21 protein-coding genes are annotated in these 21,206 nt (G+C 38.6%); 6 read left to right on the top strand and 15 right to left on the bottom strand.

The window, feature by feature from the left end:
• Window positions 1-33: 33 nt before the first annotated feature.
• The 3 genes from nrdG to murI all read right to left on the bottom strand — a co-directional run bounded on the left by nrdG (window position 34) and on the right by murI (window position 4,017).
• The gene (gene nrdG, locus G622_RS0112285) at window positions 34-564 is read right to left on the bottom strand and encodes an anaerobic ribonucleoside-triphosphate reductase activating protein (protein WP_026510971.1); all 531 of its coding nucleotides are present in this window, start codon (window positions 562-564) and stop codon (window positions 34-36) included.
• Between the two features lie 232 nt (window positions 565-796).
• Window positions 797-3,013, bottom strand: a complete 2,217-nt coding sequence (gene nrdD / locus G622_RS0112280) for an anaerobic ribonucleoside-triphosphate reductase (protein WP_026510970.1) — start codon at window positions 3,011-3,013, stop codon at window positions 797-799.
• 173 nt (window positions 3,014-3,186) lie between these two features.
• On the bottom strand, window positions 3,187-4,017 hold the full coding sequence (gene murI, locus G622_RS0112275; protein WP_026510969.1) for a glutamate racemase: 831 nt from the start codon (window positions 4,015-4,017) through the stop codon (window positions 3,187-3,189).
• Between the two features lie 31 nt (window positions 4,018-4,048).
• On the opposite strand from murI, the gene G622_RS0112270 reads away from it, so the two are divergent.
• A complete protein-coding gene (locus G622_RS0112270; RefSeq protein WP_026510968.1) occupies window positions 4,049-4,501 on the top strand; it encodes a hypothetical protein in 453 nt (150 codons plus the stop codon).
• Here the strand turns inward: G622_RS0112270 and G622_RS0112265 are convergent.
• The 3 genes from G622_RS0112265 to trmB all read right to left on the bottom strand — a co-directional run bounded on the left by G622_RS0112265 (window position 4,492) and on the right by trmB (window position 6,377).
• Window positions 4,492-5,172 carry an SH3 domain-containing protein gene (locus G622_RS0112265; RefSeq protein WP_044914138.1) on the bottom strand — a complete coding sequence of 227 codons (681 nt, stop codon included), beginning with the start codon at window positions 5,170-5,172 and terminating at the stop codon, window positions 4,492-4,494. The genes G622_RS0112270 and G622_RS0112265 overlap by 10 nt on opposite strands.
• 189 nt (window positions 5,173-5,361) lie before the next feature.
• Window positions 5,362-5,685 carry a thioredoxin gene (trxA, locus tag G622_RS0112260; protein WP_026510966.1) on the bottom strand — a complete coding sequence of 108 codons (324 nt, stop codon included), beginning with the start codon at window positions 5,683-5,685 and terminating at the stop codon, window positions 5,362-5,364.
• Window positions 5,686-5,738: 53 nt separating this feature from the next.
• Entirely contained in the window at window positions 5,739-6,377 is a 639-nt protein-coding gene (gene trmB / locus G622_RS0112255; protein WP_026510965.1) for a tRNA (guanosine(46)-N7)-methyltransferase TrmB, read from the bottom strand.
• A gap of 141 nt (window positions 6,378-6,518) precedes the next feature.
• Between trmB and G622_RS22770 the strand changes: the two genes are divergently transcribed.
• A complete protein-coding gene (locus tag G622_RS22770) occupies window positions 6,519-7,931 on the top strand; it encodes a D-alanyl-D-alanine carboxypeptidase family protein (RefSeq protein ID WP_044957598.1) in 1,413 nt (470 codons plus the stop codon).
• A gap of 11 nt (window positions 7,932-7,942) precedes the next feature.
• On the opposite strand, the gene G622_RS22765 is transcribed toward G622_RS22770, so the two are convergent.
• Window positions 7,943-8,899, bottom strand: coding sequence for a 3'-5' exonuclease (locus G622_RS22765; protein ID WP_044914137.1), 957 nt, complete (start codon window positions 8,897-8,899; stop codon window positions 7,943-7,945).
• Window positions 8,900-8,912: 13 nt separating this feature from the next.
• Window positions 8,913-10,007, bottom strand: a complete 1,095-nt coding sequence (locus tag G622_RS0112240) for an NHL domain-containing protein (RefSeq protein ID WP_026510964.1) — start codon at window positions 10,005-10,007, stop codon at window positions 8,913-8,915.
• 522 nt (window positions 10,008-10,529) lie between these two features.
• Here G622_RS0112240 and G622_RS0112235 point away from each other — a divergent pair.
• Both G622_RS0112235 and G622_RS0112230 read left to right on the top strand, forming a co-directional pair.
• Window positions 10,530-11,912: a TrkH family potassium uptake protein gene (locus tag G622_RS0112235; RefSeq protein WP_026510963.1), complete on the top strand. Its 1,383-nt coding sequence runs from the start codon at window positions 10,530-10,532 to the stop codon at window positions 11,910-11,912.
• A 12-nt stretch (window positions 11,913-11,924) separates the two neighbouring features.
• Window positions 11,925-12,578, top strand: a complete 654-nt coding sequence (locus G622_RS0112230; RefSeq protein ID WP_026510962.1) for a potassium channel family protein — start codon at window positions 11,925-11,927, stop codon at window positions 12,576-12,578.
• Window positions 12,579-12,597: 19 nt separating this feature from the next.
• Here the strand turns inward: G622_RS0112230 and G622_RS24670 are convergent, their stop codons facing one another.
• The 4 genes from G622_RS24670 to G622_RS0112210 form a co-directional block, all read right to left on the bottom strand.
• Window positions 12,598-14,031, bottom strand: coding sequence for a CapA family protein (locus G622_RS24670; protein WP_049945829.1), 1,434 nt, complete (start codon window positions 14,029-14,031; stop codon window positions 12,598-12,600).
• Between the two features lie 6 nt (window positions 14,032-14,037).
• Window positions 14,038-16,404 carry a DUF3160 domain-containing protein gene (locus tag G622_RS22755; protein ID WP_049945828.1) on the bottom strand — a complete coding sequence of 789 codons (2,367 nt, stop codon included), beginning with the start codon at window positions 16,402-16,404 and terminating at the stop codon, window positions 14,038-14,040.
• A gap of 145 nt (window positions 16,405-16,549) precedes the next feature.
• On the bottom strand, window positions 16,550-17,206 hold the full coding sequence (locus G622_RS26890; protein ID WP_330363609.1) for a CD3324 family protein: 657 nt from the start codon (window positions 17,204-17,206) through the stop codon (window positions 16,550-16,552).
• 1 nt (window position 17,207) lies between these two features.
• A complete protein-coding gene (locus tag G622_RS0112210) occupies window positions 17,208-17,918 on the bottom strand; it encodes a hypothetical protein (protein ID WP_026510961.1) in 711 nt (236 codons plus the stop codon).
• Between the two features lie 379 nt (window positions 17,919-18,297).
• Here G622_RS0112210 and G622_RS0112200 point away from each other — a divergent pair, with 379 nt between their 5' ends.
• Window positions 18,298-18,768, top strand: coding sequence for an RpiB/LacA/LacB family sugar-phosphate isomerase (locus tag G622_RS0112200; protein WP_026510960.1), 471 nt, complete (start codon window positions 18,298-18,300; stop codon window positions 18,766-18,768).
• A 120-nt stretch (window positions 18,769-18,888) separates the two neighbouring features.
• Here the strand turns inward: G622_RS0112200 and G622_RS27135 are convergent, their stop codons facing one another.
• The 3 genes from G622_RS27135 to G622_RS25760 form a co-directional block, all read right to left on the bottom strand.
• Entirely contained in the window at window positions 18,889-19,179 is a 291-nt protein-coding gene (locus G622_RS27135) for a BRO family protein (RefSeq protein WP_242832998.1), read from the bottom strand.
• A 28-nt stretch (window positions 19,180-19,207) separates the two neighbouring features.
• Window positions 19,208-20,320 carry a hypothetical protein gene (locus G622_RS0112195; RefSeq protein ID WP_026510959.1) on the bottom strand — a complete coding sequence of 371 codons (1,113 nt, stop codon included), beginning with the start codon at window positions 20,318-20,320 and terminating at the stop codon, window positions 19,208-19,210.
• Window positions 20,321-20,505: 185 nt separating this feature from the next.
• Window positions 20,506-20,658: a hypothetical protein gene (locus G622_RS25760; RefSeq protein WP_155831478.1), complete on the bottom strand. Its 153-nt coding sequence runs from the start codon at window positions 20,656-20,658 to the stop codon at window positions 20,506-20,508.
• A gap of 185 nt (window positions 20,659-20,843) precedes the next feature.
• On the opposite strand from G622_RS25760, the gene G622_RS0112185 reads away from it, so the two are divergent.
• Window positions 20,844-21,191, top strand: a complete 348-nt coding sequence (locus tag G622_RS0112185; RefSeq protein ID WP_026510958.1) for a helix-turn-helix domain-containing protein — start codon at window positions 20,844-20,846, stop codon at window positions 21,189-21,191.
• Window positions 21,192-21,206 lie beyond the last annotated feature (15 nt).

Raw genomic sequence — 21,206 nt, 5'->3', positions numbered from 1 at the left:
GGATAATTTATGGGCGTGGGAAACATGTAACAGTTAATTATTTAACTCTGACAGAATAATTTCCCCGGCCCGTAACGATTCCTGAACCATGATAATTCTCTGATTGGAAGACCCTCTGAATTTTAATGTTATATCTTTAAGATCCAGCTTGAATTCTCCATCCACCAGCATATCGATATTATTCAGTATTTCCATGGTATCATCCGAGTGGCATCTTTTATTATTTTCATCCAATAGTTCTTCCCAGGTATAACCACTGTAAATCCATATGTTTTTTCCCGGAAGTTCCTCTTTTATACGCTTAATAAACGGATTTATAGCCTTCTGATTTAATATCTCCATAGGCTCGCCACCAAGAATTGTAAGTCCTGCGATATATGCAGGCTTCAGGGACTCTATAATTTCATCCTGCGCTTCCTCTGTGAAAGGCTTTCCAAAATTAAAATCCCATGTCTCCTCATTGAAGCAGCCTTTACAATGGTGAGTGCAGCCTGATACAAACAAGGAAGTTCTTACCCCCTGTCCATTAGCAATATCTGTAGTCTTTATTTCTCCATAGTTCATATTTTATTTCCTATATTCTTTCATTAAATTATGAATATCAATTGCGACATTCTCATGTGAATGGTCATTCATAGCAAGGTGCTGTTTATTTTATGAAATTCCACCGGAATTCCAATAAGTCAAAAAGGGACTACCTAAAGATAGCCCCTTTCTATATTTAATATGATTTACGTTTTCTGATCATGCCGGAGAACAAAATTAGAATTTCCGTCAAACTGAAAATCCCAAATATTTACAGATGTAATACTCTCTCTTTAATCTCCTGTGTACGTCCCTGATTCCAATACTGCGTACCAATGTATCCACATGTACGTCTGGCTACATTCATCTTTGCCTGGTCTGTATTTCCACAGTTAGGACATTTCCAGATGAGCTTTCCATCTATATCAGTTTCGATCTGTATCTCTCCATTATAACCACAGCACTGGCAGTAATCACTCTTTGTGTTGAGCTCAGCATACATAATGTTCTCATAGATATACTGCATTACAGAAAGTACTGCCTCTATGTTATCGTTCATGTTCGGAACTTCAACATAGCTGATAGCTCCTCCAGGAGAAAGTGCCTGGAACTCAGATTCAAACTTAAGCTTTGTAAATGCATCGATCTTCTCAGTTACATGAACATGATAGCTGTTTGTTATATAGTTCTTATCTGTTACACCATCGATAATTCCGAAACGCTTCTGAAGCGCTCTTGCGAATTTGTATGTTGTAGATTCAAGAGGTGTTCCATAAAGGCTAAAGGAAATATTTGTCTCAGCTCTCCATTTAGCACATTTATCATTCATGAACTGCATTACTCTCAGAGCAAAATCCTTACCGGCAGGATCAGTGTGTGTCACACCCTTCATGAATTTTGTACACTCACAAAGTCCTGCATAACCCAGTGAAATAGTTGAATAGTTTCCATAAAGAAGCTTATCAATAGTCTCACCCTTTTTAAGTCTTGCAAGAGCTCCGTTCTGCCAAAGAATAGGTGCAACATCTGAAGGAGTTCCAATAAGGCGATTATGTCTGCACATCAGTGCCTTTTTACATAACTCCGTGCGCTCTTCCATGATTTCCCAGAATTTTGCTTCATCACCGCCTGAAGAGCATGCTGCATCTACCAGATTTATTGTAACAACACCCTGATTGAATCGTCCGTAATATTTATGTTCACCTTCTGTATAATTCTGTGCTTTTGAAATATTACCCTTATTGCACAATCCCTCAGCATTTTCTTCGCTGTCGACTGTAAGGAAGCTTCTGCAACCCATGCATGGATAAACATCTCCTGATTTATATTCCTTCATCTTCTTGGCAGAAATATAATCCGGCACCATTCTCTTAGCTGTGCACTTAGCCGCAAGCTGTGTAAGGTACCAGTAACGAGTACCTTCATGGATATTGTCCTCATCCAAAACATAAATAAGCTTAGGAAATGCAGGAGTAATATAGACTCCCTTTTCGTTCTTTACACCGATGATTCTCTGCTTAAGCATCTCTTCTATAACAAGTGCAAGGTCATCTCGAAGCTGTCCCTCCGGAACCTCATCAAGATACATAAAGACTGTGATGAAAGGTGCCTGACCATTTGTAGTCATCAATGTGATGACCTGATACTGGATAACCTGTACGCCACGCTCTATCTCCTTGCGCACACGCATCTCAGCAATATCCTTTATCTGTTCATCTGTAGCGTCCATACCTGCATCTATAAATTCCTGACGCACTTCTCTTCTGAACTTTTGTCTGCTTACATCTACAAAGGGTACAAGATGTGAAAGTGTAATACTCTGTCCGCCATACTGTGAGCTTGCTATCTGTGCGATGGCCTGAGTTGCTATATTACATGCGGTAGAGAAACTCTTGGGTCTCTCTATCATAGTCTCTGAAATAACTGTTCCGTTCTGGAGCATATCCTCAAGATTCACAAGACAGCAATTGTGCATATGTTGAGCAAAATAATCTGAATCATGGAAATGTATTATTCCGTCCTTGTGAGCTTTAACAACATCCTCCGGCAGAAGGAATCTACGGGTAATATCTCTGCTCACCTCGCCTGCCATATAATCTCTCTGCACACTGTTTACAGTAGGATTTTTGTTGGAATTCTCCTGCTTAACCTCTTCATTGCTGCACTCGATGAGAGACATAATCTGCTCGTCTGTAGTATTAGACTTACGGACAAGGGCATGGCGATAGCGATATGTTATATATTTGCGGGCAACCTCAAATTTACCGGACTCCATGAGTCCATCCTCAACCATATCCTGGATTTCCTCAACGTTTGCCGCTCTGGTAAGTCTATTGCACTTCTCCTCTACCTTAGCTTCAATGTCCTTAATTTGATCTTCAGATAAGCTCTGGTCAGGAGTCACTTCCTTATTTGCCTTCTCGATAGCTGCCAATATCTTGGAACCATCAAAAGTAACCTCTTTACCGCTTCTCTTAATAATCTTCACTGGTTAACCCCCTAGTTATTAAATAATAATCAATAATTCCTCTAGAAATTTATACTTGTTGCGCTTAAAATCTAATTTTTTGGAAAAATAATAGCCACCCGAAACTATATCTTGTGGCTATATATAAAATATAATACATTATATAGTATTAATCAAGTAACAATTTATCGTTATCAAATATTCCTTACAAACTCAAGCCTGTTCAGCATTCTAAGGTATTTAGACAATCTGTTGTTATCCGTAATTTCGTCTCCTGACTCATAGTAGCTGGTATGATAACCAACCACTATATCTTGTGGTTGGTTAAAGATAATCTTACTATCTGCATCTTTTTTAATATTTAATCCAAGAACGTCTCCAAGATGATGAACTGTTCCGTAATTTCCATCTACCAGAAGCATTTTTTCACCGAGAATTTCTCTGTATAAAGGCTTAAAATAATTAAAGTGCGTACATCCAAGAACCAGCGTACTGTATTTCTCTTCCGTAGCCCCTATTTCTGAAAACTGTTTCCTTATATAGTTCTTTACAGCATCGCTTTCATAATCCTCACGTTCTGCGAATCCAACAAGTTCCGGCATCGCCAGAAGATCGGCTCTGTGCTTTACATCAACTCTCATGAGAAGATTAGCAAGTTTCTTCTCTCTGATTGTCACAGGTGTTGCCATAACCAGAATCCTTTTATCACAATCTTCAGCATTCTCCACTGCCGGTTTTACAGCAGGTTCCATTCCCAAAATCGGAAGATCATATTTTTCCCTTAGCATTTCAACAGAAACACTTGTTGCTGTATTGCAGGCTATCACTATGGCATCAACTTTCTTTCCGATTAAAAATTTTACTATTTCATCGGTAAAACCTTTAATCTCTTCTTCGGTCTTTAAGCCATAGGGTACATGCCTGGTATCCGCATAAAATATATATTCCTCGTCAGGAAATCTATGATAAGCTTCGTTAAGAACTGATAGTCCTCCGATACCGGAATCAAAAATTCCTATTCGCATATCTTCTCTCCTTGTTGTATCATTATTAATTATGAAAGATTTAATTACATTTGAACTACAAAAATTATATGACGATTCACATGTAAGTCCATTTATTCAGGAGCTTTGTGAATACTACACTTCCGGTCTCGACTATGAAGACGGATCTTACCAGGACGAAATCGAGCCTCGTAAAATTGTTGAGCCCGTTTATACTCTGTTCCTTTTACAGAGAAGAGAGATTTTCCTGGATGAGCTCTCTTATATCCGCAAAAAATATCCTCATCTGTTCTCAGGTGTAGAACAGCTTTATGAGGATATTCTAATAAACATGGACATACGTATTCCGGAATCAAAATGCGCTCAAAAACTTGCCGATGCGCTCGACAACAAAGTATCCTCATCAGAAATACTTGAAAAAATCGAAAACCTCTGCTCACGATATGAGGATTTCTGTGAGGCCCTTGATCCATTCTATTCGTGGATCCATAACTTTTATTCCTGAACTGCCGCGTATTTCATAGAGCAAAAGAGAAGCTGACCTTCATAATTAATTTGAGCCCACTCCCCATCGTCACTTACAGCCACCCTGTCAATGACCGTTCCCTTGGGAACCTTCGTGACAATAAATTCATCACTGGCTGTAGATGGCGTATTTCTTAAATTCAGATCCGCGGTTGTGACTATTTTATCATCTGTACGAGTGTATCCGGCGAGCTCCAAAACCTCAACTTTGGTTTTTGCTTCATCAGGATCCGGCACCAGATATCTGTCATAGACCTTGGCTTTAAAAATCATTCCTATAAGGGTCAGTATTATGATTCCGGTGATGATTGAAGAAATCCTTACTATTATTAAGGGATCTATTCCTTTTCCACCGGTTTCTTCATCCTCCCAATCCTCATCAGCCACTACTCTGGTCTTCTTCCGAAAAGCTTTGGATTTTTCTTCTGCTGCCTTTTCATCCTCATCCAGATAAAACTCTGATGAATCCTCTTCAATACTATCCCGCTCTCTGTCCATCGCTTCGTGCTGAGTTCTATAGTACTCTTCCCTCTCATCAGCGCTCAAAAAATCAAGCGGATCCTGGATTTCAATATTTATTTCTTCTGTAACATGTTCATCATTTGTTATCTTTTTTCTATAATCGTTAAAATTTCTGATATTGTCCGACATGACTTCTCCTCCGGGAAATCCCTTGGTCAACATCTCCCCCTGAATAAGCTCCACTAAATAAATCCAATAGCCCGCACGAATGCGCATCCGTAGTGAAGCACTTTTTCTATAACATAAAAGAATGTCGGGTAGACTGACAAATCTGTCTACCCGAGCCATATAATATCACATATTCAAATTAAATTAAAATCATGACACAACTTTATCAATCATGCCCTGAAGTTTAGCTTTACTCTGAGCTCCTACTGCCTGGTCAACCAATTCGCCATCCTTTATGAAAGCAAACATGGGAATTGACATAACACCATATTTCTGCGCAATCTCAGGCTGCTCATCCACGTTTATCTTACCAACCTTGAGTTCTCCATCATATTCCTTGGCAAACTCATCAATCATGGGTGCCATCATCTTGCACGGTCCACACCAGTCAGCCATAAAGTCAATCAGTACCGGAAGCTTACTGTTGAGAACTTCTTCTTCAAAGTTGTCTGTTGTAAATGTGTACTCAGCCATCGTCCACCTCTTTCCGCGATAAGAATATCGCTAAAAAAATTAATGTAACCACCCTACCGCTTAATAATATATTTGAAGATTGGATTCCCTTTCGCGGAAAACTTCTCCTCATATTCTGTCATGATATTTCCTTCATTCATTGAAGCATCATTATGCAAGTCATAGGTAACAGCTTCAGCATGCCACCCTGCAGTATTAAGTTCCATCAAAGAAAAATCGAATAGCTCTCTGTTATCTGTCTTAAACTCCAACTGTCCGTCTTTTTTCAGAATCTGATCATATCTTCTGAGGAAGCTGCTGGAAGTAAGTCTTCTCTGTGCATGTCTCTCCTTGGGCCAGGGGTCTGAAAAATTAAGGTAAATCCGATCGACTTCCCCTTCTTCAAATACCTCTGTGATTATCTCAGCTTCCATCCTTATAAATCTGACATTTGTAAGTTCAAGCTCAGTCTGCTTCTGAACTGCTCTTAAAAGTACACTTGAGTACTTCTCAATTCCTACATAATTAATATCCGGATTGACTGCTGCCAAATCCATAATGAAACGTCCTTTACCCGTTCCAACCTCAATCCTTATGGGATTATCGTTACCGAACACTTCTTTCCATTTGCCCTTATTCTGTTCCGGGTTATCAATAGTGAACGGACTTTCTGCGATTCTCTCTCTTGAACCTGCTATATTTCTAAGCCGCATATAATAAATCTTACCTCTCAATATATAATTAAATTGTACCACCAAATGCCACATATTGAAAAGTTTTTGCAGCTTTATCTTTGGTTTTTATCCTCTTTTAGTGTATCATAAACTAACAGAATACTGCTATAAGGAGTTTATATGTATTTCAGTAATTTTGTTAAAAAGACATCTGCTTTGATCATATTTTTAAGCCTATTAATAGAATTCCCTCTTGTTAGCCATGCGGAGTCCGATGCAGAGAGTGTTCAGGTTGCAAGGAAGTCACTTCCTATCCAGAGTAATGAAATCCAGGGCTGGCCCGAGGGCCCACAGATAGGCGCTGAAGCCGCCATCCTGCTTGATGTAAACACAGGAACAATACTTTATGAAAAAAACATTCACGAAGAATTATATCCTGCCAGCACGACAAAGATAATGACATGTCTGCTTGCTGTTGAAAATGCAAGCCTTGATGACCGTGTAGATTTCTCTTATGATGCGATCCATTCCGTTCCTGCTGACGGATCAAAAATCGGAATGGATGCAGGAGAATACCTTTCACTTGAAGAATCCCTGTACGGAATAATGGTGGGTAGTGCCAATGAAGTATCAAATGCAGTCGCAGAACATGTAAGCGGCTCAATAGATGCCTTTGTAAACCTTATGAACGAAAAGGCTGCGTCACTTGGATGTACCAATACCCATTTTTCAAATACAAATGGCCTTCAGTCTCCTGACCACTATACAAGCGCCTACGATCTTGCCCTTATTGCAAAAGAGTTTTTCTCGAACGAACTGCTCTGCAGAGTAGGCAACACACCGCGATATCATTTTGCACCAAGTGCAGGACAACCTGATGACTTTTATCTTAATAACAAGCATAAACTTATCACCGGAGAAATACCTTACGAAGGAATAGTTGGAGGAAAAACCGGATATACTGATCTCGCCAGAGAAACACTGGTTACCTGCGCTGAAAAAAATGGCATGAAGCTGGTGTGTGTTGTGCTCATGGAAGAATCACCTGCACAGTTTACAGATACTGTGACTTTATTTGATTATGGTTTCAACAACTTTAAATCAGTAAATGTAAAAAGTGAAGAAACCGGATACATTCCAAATGATAACGCCTTTTTTACATCAAATGATGATATTTTTAATACTCAAAGCGTATCTCTTGAATTTGGAAGAAATGATAATGTTATACTTCCTGTAACTGCTTCCCTGTCTGATGCAGTATCAACTGTTTCATACGACGGAAATACTGATTCTACAGGGATTGTATCCACAATCAACTACTCCTTTAACGGAGTTCCGATAGGTTCAGGACACATCCTCATTTCCCAGAGCGCCCAAGGCAGTTCTTCAAATGACTATTCTTCATCATCAAGAATGATTTATATCAATATGAAGATCATCCTTGCCGTTGTAGCCGTTACCGGAGGTTCAATAATATTTCTTATTTACCTGGCATCCTTGATCGGAGCATTTTCAGGAGTAAGTAAAGAAGACAGAAAACGACTTAACAGACGTAAACGTGAAGCAAAAAAGCGAAGTGGTCCAAGATTTTAAAAAAAGGCGGTTTAGTCCGCCTTTTTCTTATGATCTCCAAGTTTATTAAAATTTTTCTTTTCGGATTTTGCTTTAACCTCTTCCATCTCTTTATCAGTGATGAATTTAAGTGTCTTTACAGCATAATACTTCTGACTCTCTGCCTTTTTTAGTCTGACTTTTGCCTTCATAAAGCCATGCTCTTTACATAATGATACACTGTAAAAATGCTTTCCATTATTGGAAAACCACTTTACCTTTCGTTTTATCGGCTTATTGCAAAGGTAACACTTCGTCCCCATAACCTCAGGATCTGAGAGGAGTTCTTCTTTTGATTTAAACTCTCTGGAGATGTATTTTGCATAATGCTCGAAAATGATGTGAACCTCCTGGTCCTTGGTTTTTGGTGTCACATAATTATCGAATGAGTAATTATAGAAAACCTTTCTGCTCAGTTCACAAAAAATCCTCGCTGTATAATCCGCATCTGACAACGCCCTGTGAAATGCAGTATCCTTCTCCATCCCAAGACTCTCTGTGGCATGCTCAAGAGATCTTCTCATCTTACCATCTTCATATTGTATGCTGAAAAGCTTTTGAACATCATAAAAAGGTAATGGTCTGTCAGAAAGAAGTGGCAGATCATAAAAATCCATATTCCTTTGAAGCTCAGTCAGATCCAAAGGTCCCCATGTACAAAAAGTAGGCTCTTCACCGCACCAATCAAGAAATTCCCTGATAACAGTCACAAACTCTTCACCGCTCTGCAGATCTTCCATTGAAATATGAATCAGATCCTCAGTAATCTTATGCATTTTTTTATAAACAGTAGGTCTTATAAGTTTGCTGAATTCACCAGTTCTTTTTCTATTTTCATCAAGGCGCACCGCGCCTATTTCAATAATTTCAAAAGGAAGTGATTTTCCATTCTTCTCTTTTACTGTTTTACCTTGATTCCATTCCAGATCAAATACTATATAATTTCCCATGTTTTTATCCTGACTATATGCTTATAGAGTATATTCTCCTGCCAAAGTTGTCGGCAACATACAGTCTTCCTCCATAAATACAAATTCCAATAGGAGATACAAGCTCCGCATCAGGAGACAAACTATCCTTGATTTCAAGGCTCTTTACCTGCCCATTTTTTATACATCTGACAGCCCCGTTAACAGTATCCGCAACATAGACTGTTCCATCATCTCCTACAGCAAGTCCCTTAGGGGATGAAAAAGTCGCCCCTAGTGCATTTCCGTCATCAAACCCTTCTTCGCCGCTTCCTGCAACAACTTCCAGATCATTCTTTGACTTTGGAACGCTGAGGTCTGAAGTACTCACTTTTACAATGCGGTTTTTCCCGGTCTCTGCTACATACAGATAGCCCGCTTTCCAGAACAATCCCATAGGACTGTCAATTCCTTCAGCAAAAGTACCGACCGACCCATCTGAAAAAACAATCTTTACATCATCTGAATGTGTATCTGCTATGTAAAGATTTCCACCATCATCAGCAGATATTCCTGTAGGATAATCGTAAACCGAACCATCTTCAGATGAATTAAGTGTATCGACCTTTCCGGCATTTATAATTCTAAGCGAATTATTATCCGTATCAGTCACTGCCATTCCGCCCATAAAAGGGGCAATGGCCCAGGGCATTTTAAAGAGTGCCTCAGTTGCATCGGCATCATTATAGCCGCCCTGCGGTTTGTCATATATATCCCGCGAACTTTCTGCTCCCGCATAGATCTCTGCCGAACTGCCTGTTACTTTCCAGATACATTTTGAAAATGTATCCGTTACATAAAGGACATCATCATATACACACATTCCACATGGCTCAATTGTATCAGGCAATTCCTCCAACGCAAATTCCGCAGCATAGCCATTAGCAATTGAATTAATACCGTCTCCCTGTTCTAGGGAAGTTATCTCTGCATCATATGGTATTTCTTCTGACTCCTCTGCTTTATCTGCCGATTTGTCAGAATTTCGTTCCTTAAAAAGCCCGCAGGCAACCATAGAACCGGTAAAAGCTGTTACAAGAAGAACCAACACTAGTACTAACCATTTAAGGCCATTTTTCTTCTTTTTCATTCTTCCCCCTTATCTTCACACCATCCACAAAACTACAGCTTACCTGATATATATCGAATTACATCTATGTTTTACTATCCCGAAAAATTCATAACAATTAACAAATTATCAATTACATTATACATTATTGATAGTATGCTTGAATACTTCTATATATATCGGCACAAACACATGATTTGTTACTGTTCACACCTTACGGTGCTCACAGCAACTGGATTTGCCCATTCCAGTTGCCTTCGGCAAAGGGGCAAATCCTATATTCAAGACGTAGAACATTCTCACGCTCAGCGCAGCAAGTGCGCATAGCTGTCTGAACAGTAACCATGATTTCGTTTATATAATTCAATAGGCACGCTCTGCATAGCACTTACACAGAGCTGTTTAAACAGTAACCTGGCTACACTATTTCTTCGGAAATTCAAAAATCTATAATGTTATGTAGTGATTTTATCTGCTATAATTGGCATTCAAGGAAACAAATTATCAGACAAAAATACTTTAACCTCTAAGGATAATAAATAGATGACGGAATTATTCAACCTAAAAAAATTCAAACCGACACCTGTACAGATTATACCTGCAAGTTTCTTCATAACCATTCTCATGGGTACCATTCTGCTGATGCTGCCATTTTCATCTTCCAATGGGAATCATACAGGTTTTGTTACTGCATTATTTACTGCTACAACATCAGTTTGCGTCACAGGTCTTGTTGTAGTTGACACCTATGCTCATTGGAGTCTTTTCGGTCAACTTATAATCCTTATCCTTATTCAGATAGGCGGACTTGGAATGATTACCATTGCATCAATGCTTATGGTGATTACTCATAGAAAATTCACTCTCGGAGACAGGCTTCTTCTTCAGGATTCCTTTAACTTAAATTCGAATTCAAAGCTCCTTCTTTTCCTTATCAGAGTTCTAAAAGGAACATTTATTATGGAAGGAATAGGTGCAATATTTTATTCCTTTGTATTTATCCCGGAATTTGGCGTAAGGCGAGGCCTATGGATTTCTGTTTTTAATGCAATATCTGCTTTCTGCAATGCCGGAATGGATATCATAGGCCCAAACAGTTTAATCGATTATAGAAGCAATCCCATTGTTATGAGTGTTACAATGATTCTGATCGTTATGGGTGGTATAGGATTTGTTGTCTGGTTCGATATTTTACATACATTTAAGCAGGGGTTATCCAGGAGATTTTCTCCATTCACAATTATTACAAGGCTCTCAGAACACAGCAAACTCGTTATTACTTTTACAGGGATTCTGATTATCAGCGGAATGTTACTGTTTTTGTTAACAGAATACAATAATCCCTATACTATAGGAGAGCTGGGATTTGGTGCCAAACTGGCAAATTCCCTGTTTGAATCCATAACCCTGAGAACTGCCGGTTTTGCTACGTTTTCTCAGGAAAAACTCACCATATCATCCTGTCTAATAGCATACGTATTAATGTTCATTGGTGGATCTCCAATAGGAACCGCCGGCGGTATCAAAACTGTAACAATATTCTTACTTATTATGAATGTAAAGTCATACGTTGCACATCTTGAAGAAGATGTTGTTTTCAAACGCAGAGTTACCAGTGAATCAATGAGAAAAGCTTCTGCTGTAGCATTTATTGGAGCTGTGGCCATTTTCACCCTTTCACTTTTGCTTTCAATAGTAAACCCTGCCCCTCTGGAAGATATACTTTTTGAAATTATTAGTGCATGCGGTACTGTCGGGCTTACAAGAGGGATGACTTCCTCACTTAATATCGGTGGCAGATTAACTGTTATTCTTGCCATGTATCTTGGAAGAATAGGACCCGTTTCGTTAGTTGCTCTGTTATCTCGTAAAAAATATGATAAGAATAAAATAAATCATGCTGAAGGCACATTTTATGTTGGATAAGGAAGGAATAAAATGAAAAAATCTATAGGTGTTTTGGGATTAGGAAAATACGGCGCCAGTCTGGCAGAAACATTATATGATCTCGGTCAGGATGTACTTATTGCAGATCATGACGAAAAAACTGTGCGTGATATGGCTTCAAAAGTCACATCTGCGGTATGTGCTGACCTTGAAAATGAAGATGAAATCTTAGCTCTTGGTCTACAGAATCTTGATGTGGTGATAACCTGTATGAGCAGTAATATTGCCGCCAGTATCATGTGTGTTACGATTGCCAAAGAGAAAGGGGTCCCGGTTGTCATAGCCAAGGCCTCATCCCCACGAATGATAAATCTCCTCACAAGATTAGGTGCAGATAAGATTATTTTCCCTGAAAAGGAAGGCGGTATACGTTCTGCCATGATTCTTGCATCACAATTTATTCAGGACTATTTCGAGCTTGATGAAAATCTCTGCATGATAGAATTGCAGCCAAAAAAGAACTGGATCGGCAAAAACCTCATTGAACTTGACCTCCGAAGAAAGTACAACATGAATGTGGCCGCTATAAAAAACAAAGGCGGATACTGGGGCTACGTCAATCCTTCACAAAAACTAAAAGAAGAAAACTTACTCATGATAATTGTCGAGAAGAATGACATAAAAAGAATCCAGCGGCTTGAATAAAGCACGCTGGATCGCACTACTAATAGGTAGCATCGATTTTTTTCAGACTATAATCTGTTATTTTTATTCCGTCATAGGTATACTTTATGGTAAATAAAGCCTCCCCTCCTACCTTTGTCTCATCAGACATTTTCTGATCAGCCCTGAAGTTTCCGAGGGAATAATATACCAGCATGTCTCCTCCATCAGGTCGTTTAAGCAATTCATATTTCTGCAATACATGTGGATGAGTTCCTATAACTACGTCTGCCCCAGCATTTGCAAGCAGTTCTGTCATCTCCTTTTGATAATCACTTATCTCTGTTTTATATTCATCTCCCCAATGGGCATAGACCACAACAAAATCCGCTTCATTCCTGGCCTTCTTGATATCTTCCATAAGGCGCTTCTTTTCTTCTTCAGTCTTTGGAAAATAGTGCACAGTGTAAGGATATCTTTCCGATGCATCCATTTCTCCTGTTCCATACGTGTAGCTAAAAAGCGCAAGTTTTATGCCATTTTTGCTGAAAACATCATAAGGTCTGTATTCTTTATCTTTACTATTTTGAATTCCCAAAACCGCAATATCGTTATCATTATAAAAATCAGTTGTAACATCTATTCCGTATATTCCTTTATCAAGCGCATGATTGTTTCCGCAAACAGCTATATCAAAGCCTGCTTTCTTTATTGCTTCGCCAACCTCAAGCGGTGATCCGAAAAACGGATATCCGGAAACTGCTGCCTTTTTATCAACAAGTATTGTCTCTGCCTGTATCGAAGCAATATCTGCAGAATTAATTTCCTTTAAAAACGGCTTATATAAAAAATCAAAGCTTCCAGCTTCATAATTAAAGGCATGCTCATAAATTGTTTTATGAATTATGTTATCCCCAAAAGCAATAAATTTTACCCCATTATCAATGTTTTTTAGCCCAAAACCTTTCCAGGTCCAAAGTGAACAATTATCATCTAAATCTTCCGTCAAAATAATGGCATTGTTTTTCTCCATGAGCTTCATTCGTCGCACAAACATCCCTATATCAGAGGCACACCATTTTTGTCTGACATTTTCCTCTTCAATATCATAGATGAATATGTGCTGAGAAAAGCTGTCTTCATCATCGGTAACCCAGAATGGCATAGCTTTACCATACCTGCCAATTTTCCACAAAAGAAGTATCAGCTCTTCATCATTATCTCTATCCAGATCAGTAATAAAAGCATCCTGAACAAAAATCTCTTTACCACTCTTCCATATTTCTTTTCCGGAACTATTGTATATTGTTGCACTTTTTTCGGAGAGACTAAGCTTAATCTGATCTGTCACGGCCACTGTCTTTTCGTTCCACATGATCCATTCGGGAAGTGATTGCAGCTCTGCTGCCCTTACGCTAAGTCCCTGCCTATATGAAATTGTAATAAAAAAGGCTGCCGCCAATAATAGCAGCAGCCATAACCTTTTCTTACTCATATATTTTTACTTTATGAGATATCCCTTTGTCCAATCAGGTTTTTCCGGTGAATCCTCATTTTCAACCCAGTTCCAGTCATCATCAAAGTGTCCGTTTGACAGCGCTTCACGCCACTCTGAATCAGTCATACGGTTAGAAATCGGAACTGTAAACTGATAGAAGCTGTAAACACTTCCTTTTCCTACATGAAGTTTTCCATTATCAATCGGAAATACTACATAAATTGTATTTGCTGTTCCTGTTCCTACCTCAAGAACCTCTCCATTTGGATCAGTTGCAATATCTGCAACCACCGGACACGGAGCCTGATAACTGTAAATAAGATCCTCATCTACATTCTCTTTATTAGCCTCAATCCAGAAATGCTCGAGATTTCCACCGTACTCCCTTATGAAATCATAATCCTCTTCAGTAAGCTCCTCGTTCTTAAGCTCCTTTTCCGATATTGCAAGAAGTCGCAGTGCTATCTCTGACAAAAGATCCAGATCCTTTTTTGCATTATCATCAATCATTCCAAAGGAATCCAGTCCTTCTTTTGTCTTTGTGGAAAGGAATGCAAATCTGCTGTATACCTTTGGTTCGGGATCTACATAACCTCTATCATCAGGAATCTCATCATCTTCTCCACCACCCATTTCTGCAAGAACTTGTTTTGCATACAAAATGGTGTCGTGTTTAAGTTCAGTATAAGAACCTGCAAAGGTTTCCAGATCTTTCTTTGCCCAATCATCAGAAAGCATATATGAAGGATAACCTTCCGTCTTCTTTTCAAGAAGCGGTCTTAATGTGTTTAACCACCCGGAATAAAGGCTCACATTCCAAAGCTCAGGATCATCTCCTGCAAAATAGCTCTTAAGAGTAGTTACATTATCTGTATAATTTTTAAAATCGGTTGCTCCCTGCTCATCAAGTATTTTAAATGCTTCTTCTGATCCAAGGACAGCAGCTGTATCCAGTGCATCAGGAAGATATCTCTTCTCGTCTTTACTGTTTTCCTCGACAGAACGATAAATAAGTCTCTGCATTATAGCAGCATCAATAGTAAATCTTTGTCCCATAAATCTGAAGGAAGGAATTACATTCTCCTCGGTTTCCATAACCGGTATGGAATTGATTTTAGGAGGATCCAGCTTCTTAACTGCGTCAGCAACCTTACCAAAAGCTTCTTCATTTTCTGCTATTTCAGAAATCTCAGGAATCTTGCCATAACTATTATCGAGTATCTCTGAAAGACATGTATATCCCGGATCATCCGAAGTTCCTGCGAAAAAGCTTGTAATATTATATATACTCATCCAGTCATCCGGATTCTCTGAAACAGCTTTTGTGATAAGAATTGCACTTCTAAGTTTGTCCTCATCCTCAAATGCAAAAGGAATCCTTCCATACCACATCATGGTGCGGAAGTACTTTTCCATTTTCTCATCGCCTTCATAATATCCCCTGGGCTTATACTGGCTATAGTCTTCCTTATCACCTGATACTGCACATTCATCTATTCCTTCAGCAGCCATTATCTTGTCATATTCAGCTTTTACAACTTTGCTGAAGGCTTTGTCATCTATTGGCGCTTTTACGGAATCATCCAATAACAGATTACCAATATAGAAAAATTCAAGGTTAGCCAGAGCTGATTTCTCATAAGCTGTTCCCTTTAATTCTTCATATTGCTCCTTTGTTATATTAAGCATAGACTCACTGAGAGCTTTTAGCTTATCCGAAAGATAGTTAGACTCTGTCTTTTTCATCAAATATGAAAAATATAAGTGGTATGTATGCATTAATGAATCTACAGTTATGAAGCTCGGAAACATATTGTATCTGTTTGCTTCATAAATATCGAAGAATTCATCGTAATCCGAATCTGTAACCGCAAATGAGTTTTTAATAAGCATGTCCCTAAGCTTTCCGGGATCATTATACTCACTGGCATTTTCAGGATTGAAAATATAGTCAAATCTTTCATCGTATTCTACATTAGAAAAATCATCCGCCACTTTATAAGCAGGCACGGAAGGAACAAGATTTTCGTCATAATATATTTCTTCTTTATCTCCAAGCAGGTAAACATTATTCACTTTAATGCCTTCAGAAGAATCTGATTCAGCATCCTCATTTTCTGAACCATCTTCGGTATCTTCATCCTGTACCTCAGCCTCACTATCTACGGAAGTATCATTCTTCTGGTCGTCTTCTACTGTTTCATCAGACTCATCAGATGTCTTTTCCGTTCCCGTAGCATCAGTTTCTTCAGCTTTTCCCGTATTTTCAGTAGAAGTATCATTCGAAGCAGTATTAGCACTATTTGCAGATGAACACCCTGATAGAACAATAGTCAGGGCCAAAATCATTGATATTGTCCTTTTTCTCATTGTTATTTCCCTCATCTAATAATATGAAATTACGTTTTCGATGTGACAATATAAAGTATATCACAAAATCTACATCAATGCTTAATACTCTTCAACGCACTATTATGTCTTCATGTGCTCATACCGGTAGCTTTTTGTTATAAGTTCATTTCCCTCTCTGAAACTGCTTTCCGAAATTATTCAAGTAATAACTGTATTCCTCGTTTCTGATGAAAACAAATGCCTGGTGGGCATTTTTCTTTTCCTTTCTCAAAAGAGCCAGATAACTTCCTCCACAGAAACTTCTGAATCTGTGATTCTCAAATATGATAATCAGTGGTACATCAGCACCGCAATCCGACTTTTCCCCAGCACCTTCCCTGCCATCATCCTCTATAAGGCGAAGCGGAATCTTTACAAGTTCAGATAAGAAAAACTTCGATTCACCAGGCATTTCCAATCCTGCGTTCTCCAGGTATATCCTTGCCCATTCTTCGCCTACACCTGCATTCGAATACTGCTCGGCAGAATATATAGATGGTGAATACTCAGGAAGCTTTATCTTCTTTCCATATACAATCTTTTTAATTGATTCGGGAGACAGGTAAAACTCCTCAGCCAGTTCCATTATTCCGGCACCAGCCGCATATCTGCTGCAAATGACAGCATTTCTCTTATTCAGTTTTTTACGATATCCGGATGCTTCTCCCCAACCCTTTGATTTTTCGTTTTTTGGTATATAGATTACTTTTCCTTCTGCATACTTTTGCACTTCCTCCAAAAGGCTTGCAGGGAGAATATCCTTGGCATTTTCATATTTCATATTACTTAGTCAGTCTGTTCAATCGTTCTTCCAGTTCATTTATGGATTTAGTAATGGATTCACAGGACTCAATATCATCGATGGAAGAGTGCCACATGAGTGTATGAAGCCCTTTAAAATACGCCATACAAAGAAATCGTTCCCTAAAGTTCTTTATCTCAATATTCTTTTTCACGGCATATGCATACAGCTTTTCCGGAACCAGTAGATATGGCTTGTTGAGATCGAGAATAGCAAAATCCATCAAAAAGTCCATTATCCCGGCACGTCCCCAATCTGCGCAGTATACTTTTCCTGCATCATCCACGATCATGTTAACAAAAAATGTGTTATTGTTTGCAAGGAATCTTTGACCTTCACAGTAGGGTTCATACTGCATGATCTTTGCATATATACTATCAAAATAGTCTTTCTTCAAGAAAGTTGTCTCAAACATCTGTGTCCAATTATGCCAATAACCTTCCTGATTCTCATTAAAGGTCTCCCAGACAAACTCTTCGAAGGTAGCAAATGGTGCTTTATTATCTTCGTCAAATTCACCGTATCCGGCTAAGGAAGAAATGTCAACTGCAGCTATCTCAAAGATCATATCAAAAAAATGTTCATAGTTCTTTTCAAACTCTTCTACTGAAAGTTCATTGGCGCATCTGCCCTTTGGACTCATTTCAATCTTATCAACAGTCAGGTTTTTTATAAAAATATCTCTGTTCATTTTTATCATCCTTTCGTATTATCATGTTTGCTTTTTAGTATCGGCGCCTTACAAAAAGAATAATAACGAACATCTGCGCTATGTCATATAGAAAGAATCGTTATAATGAAACTTTACTCATTCTCTTTTGTCATAGTACTATCTCATAATACAGATAATCCCCTGTATAAGCGTATTCTGTATCATTCGTTTTTCTGTCATACAAATCAAATCCAACCGACTCATAGTTCTTAGGTGCAACCAGATTGCTGTTCGTGCATCCGGGTCTTCTCCCATGGCAATAATATATTCAGGCATTTACGCTTTCCCTTAGATAATTATAAATGTTATGATGTTTGTAGAAAACCTTATATTCTGCTTTGTATAGGAGGATGATTCCATGAAAATAGCAATGGCAAATGATCACGCTGGAACTGCAATGAAGAACGAAATCAAGAAATATCTATTAGAAAATGGCTACGAAGTTGAGGATTTCGGAACCTATGATGAGGAAAGCTGCGATCTTTCCGATTTTGTTTACCCTGCAGCTCTCTCAGTAGCTAAGGGTGAATGTGACAGAGGAATCTTCTGTGATGGAGTTGGATATGGCAGCGCACTCATCGCAAACAAGATAAATGGCTGTTATGCCGCTGTATGCCAGGATCCCCTTTGTGCCACCCTTGCCCGTCAGCATACGGATTCCAACATACTCTGCCTTGGCGCTAAAATAATAGGCACTCTTATTTCCATGGAGATAGTAAAGACCTGGCTTAATACTGACCCTCTTATGGATGAGAAATACAGAAGAAGAGTTCAAAAGGTATGCGATATTAACGATAAATGCTGCGTACCTATAAGTGAACTGAAATGATATTATGCGGTTTTTCATAGTCGAGATGTTTAAGAACTCCGTAAGTAAGATCACCACCGGAGATGCCATATATCGCGGTCACCTCGTTATCTATGTAAAACCGCATCTGTAAACCTACAATTATGTTCCACAATCATCCCCACAATAAATCTTTGATGGCACAGATTGGATCAGGCGAAGTATTTGTTCAGCATTAGCCACATCCGTAAATCTTTTCTTTCCATCTTGAGCAGTCATTTTCAACTGGTGACATTTTGTCACCAGTTGACTTTCTTCTTCTTTGAGTCTCTGCTTCAACTTATTCCAATATTTTCTGGCTTTTTCATAATCGCTCTGCTCCGTAAGAGCTCCAACAACATCAACAACAGAGAAATACCACTCCTCTTCATCCTCTACCCAAGCTGTCCTTATCGGCTGATCTTCAAATAACTGTACTTTATCATTCCCCAGTGTTCTTATTCCTCATCTCTTGACACTTTTTTCGAATAAATAGCATTATGTCATCTGGAAGGTCAATTTTACCATCATGTTTAATTATATAATCCTCTCCTTCAAAATAGTATTCTGTTTTGGTTGACGATTCATACCATACCAATAGATAGTCTGTTGTAGCACGTTCCTTTCCACGCATTCTAGTAAGAAACCCTGCTCCAGGCAGTTCTAATACGTTTTGGGGAGGGAACTTCCTCCTGCATTTCTTAAAATGCTCAAATGGCTGGTCTAGTATTCTCAGCGCATCGTCTAATGGTATAAAAGGATTTGTCGGAGATATGTTAATCCGAATGAAATCTTTATACGCTTTCTCTTCATTTACATCCTTAATCTTTTCCATAATCTTTGATGTCTTGTCTATCAGATTCCGATACCTCTCCATTCCATAATTCGTATCAGAAGAAAAAGAGAGGTACTCATATTCCTTATATATCCTGGTGAGTTCTTCGGCTAGAGAAAGCACCTCTTCATCAGATGTATAATACTTAAAAGTCTCATGCATTTTGCGATTGATAAGGAAACTATATACTTCTAATGAAGTCTGCATTACTATCAAATGCTCCTGCGACAAATATAAAGTAGCGTATACTCCTTCATCAGTAGTCTCACAAAATACAGAAAAATCACCATTACTTCCTCGGATCATGGGTGTATCATAGTCTATCGTTATATCCCCCTCGGGGTTCTTGTACCAAGACAACTCATATCTAAGTCGTTGCTGTATATCATATGCATTGATGGCCCTAATATCAGTTTTTTCACTCCATATTCCCAAAGAGCATGATGAATAATCGCCCATCCCCAGCAAAGAAGGAATCAGAATATTACGAATCTCCTGAAAAAGACTATGTCTTCTCGAATCCTTGTTCCACCTAGAACCTGTATCATAAATATAAATATCATCAATCCGGTCATATTGTCCTATCCAAATTCGGCTATACAGATCAAGCGCAGCTATTTGTAAGTAACATTCTGCCTCTGTTAGAGTCAGCGCCAACGTCGATGGAAGTGCCGGAATTCTCCTTTCAGTTTTATAACCATAATTTCTGTTATTATTCATATTAAGGTCCTCTATTATACCAATGGTATAATGACAGTATCACATATCATTGGTGCAATCAATAACATATATTCTTTTATTTAAGTTCAGTAAATCCATTCGGTGAAATCACAAAATGTGTTTTCACCGAATGCTACTATATCTGCACTAAAAAAAATCTTTGAATATACCGCCAAAGGCATTGCTCATATCCATCTGCACTCTATGCTTTCCCTTAGGATTTCGATAGACTTTAAACCCATCCCTTTTATCACATCCAATAATTCCATGTACTTTTTAGAATCAGTCCAATACAATGTGTTCAGTCTGTTCTCCATATCTTTTATATTCGGTGCCATCGTTTGATTCCTCCTCATCCGCTCCAGCAAAACCTTCACCCCTCCAATGTCAGAGGATTTGCTTTGGTATCAAAATTTATTCTATAGTATACCATTGGTATGTGTTGATGGTATCATATTCCAATGGTATAATCAACAGATAGCACCGAAATCAAATACTGTTTTCGAAGGAGTTTTCAGAAAGTATGAGTATTTCACTAAATATATACAGATTAAAAGAGTGCAGAGAGAAACTTGGAATCAGCAAGATGGAAGCAGCCAAAAGAATGCAACTCTCTCAACCTGCTTATCTGAGGTACGAATCAGGTACCAGAACACCTTCTATACAGACTTTAGAAGTAATTGCTCAGGTTTTGGATACTTCCAAAGAATACCTGATGAACCTTACCGATGATTCCAGCCCCATATCCTATACCATATCAAGAGCATCAGATCCAGAACTATTCGAAATCATCAAATTATGCCAAAATCCGGAAACCGAAACGAGAAAACGGTTAATCGCATACGCAAACAAAATAGCAGGCATAAGCTAAAAGAACAGACCTTGG

Origin of the sequence: Butyrivibrio sp. LC3010 (assembly GCF_000424385.1) — a bacterium.
In the GTDB taxonomy this organism is placed as follows: domain Bacteria; phylum Bacillota; class Clostridia; order Lachnospirales; family Lachnospiraceae; genus Butyrivibrio.
This window is presented reverse-complemented; position numbering and strand designations above follow the sequence as displayed.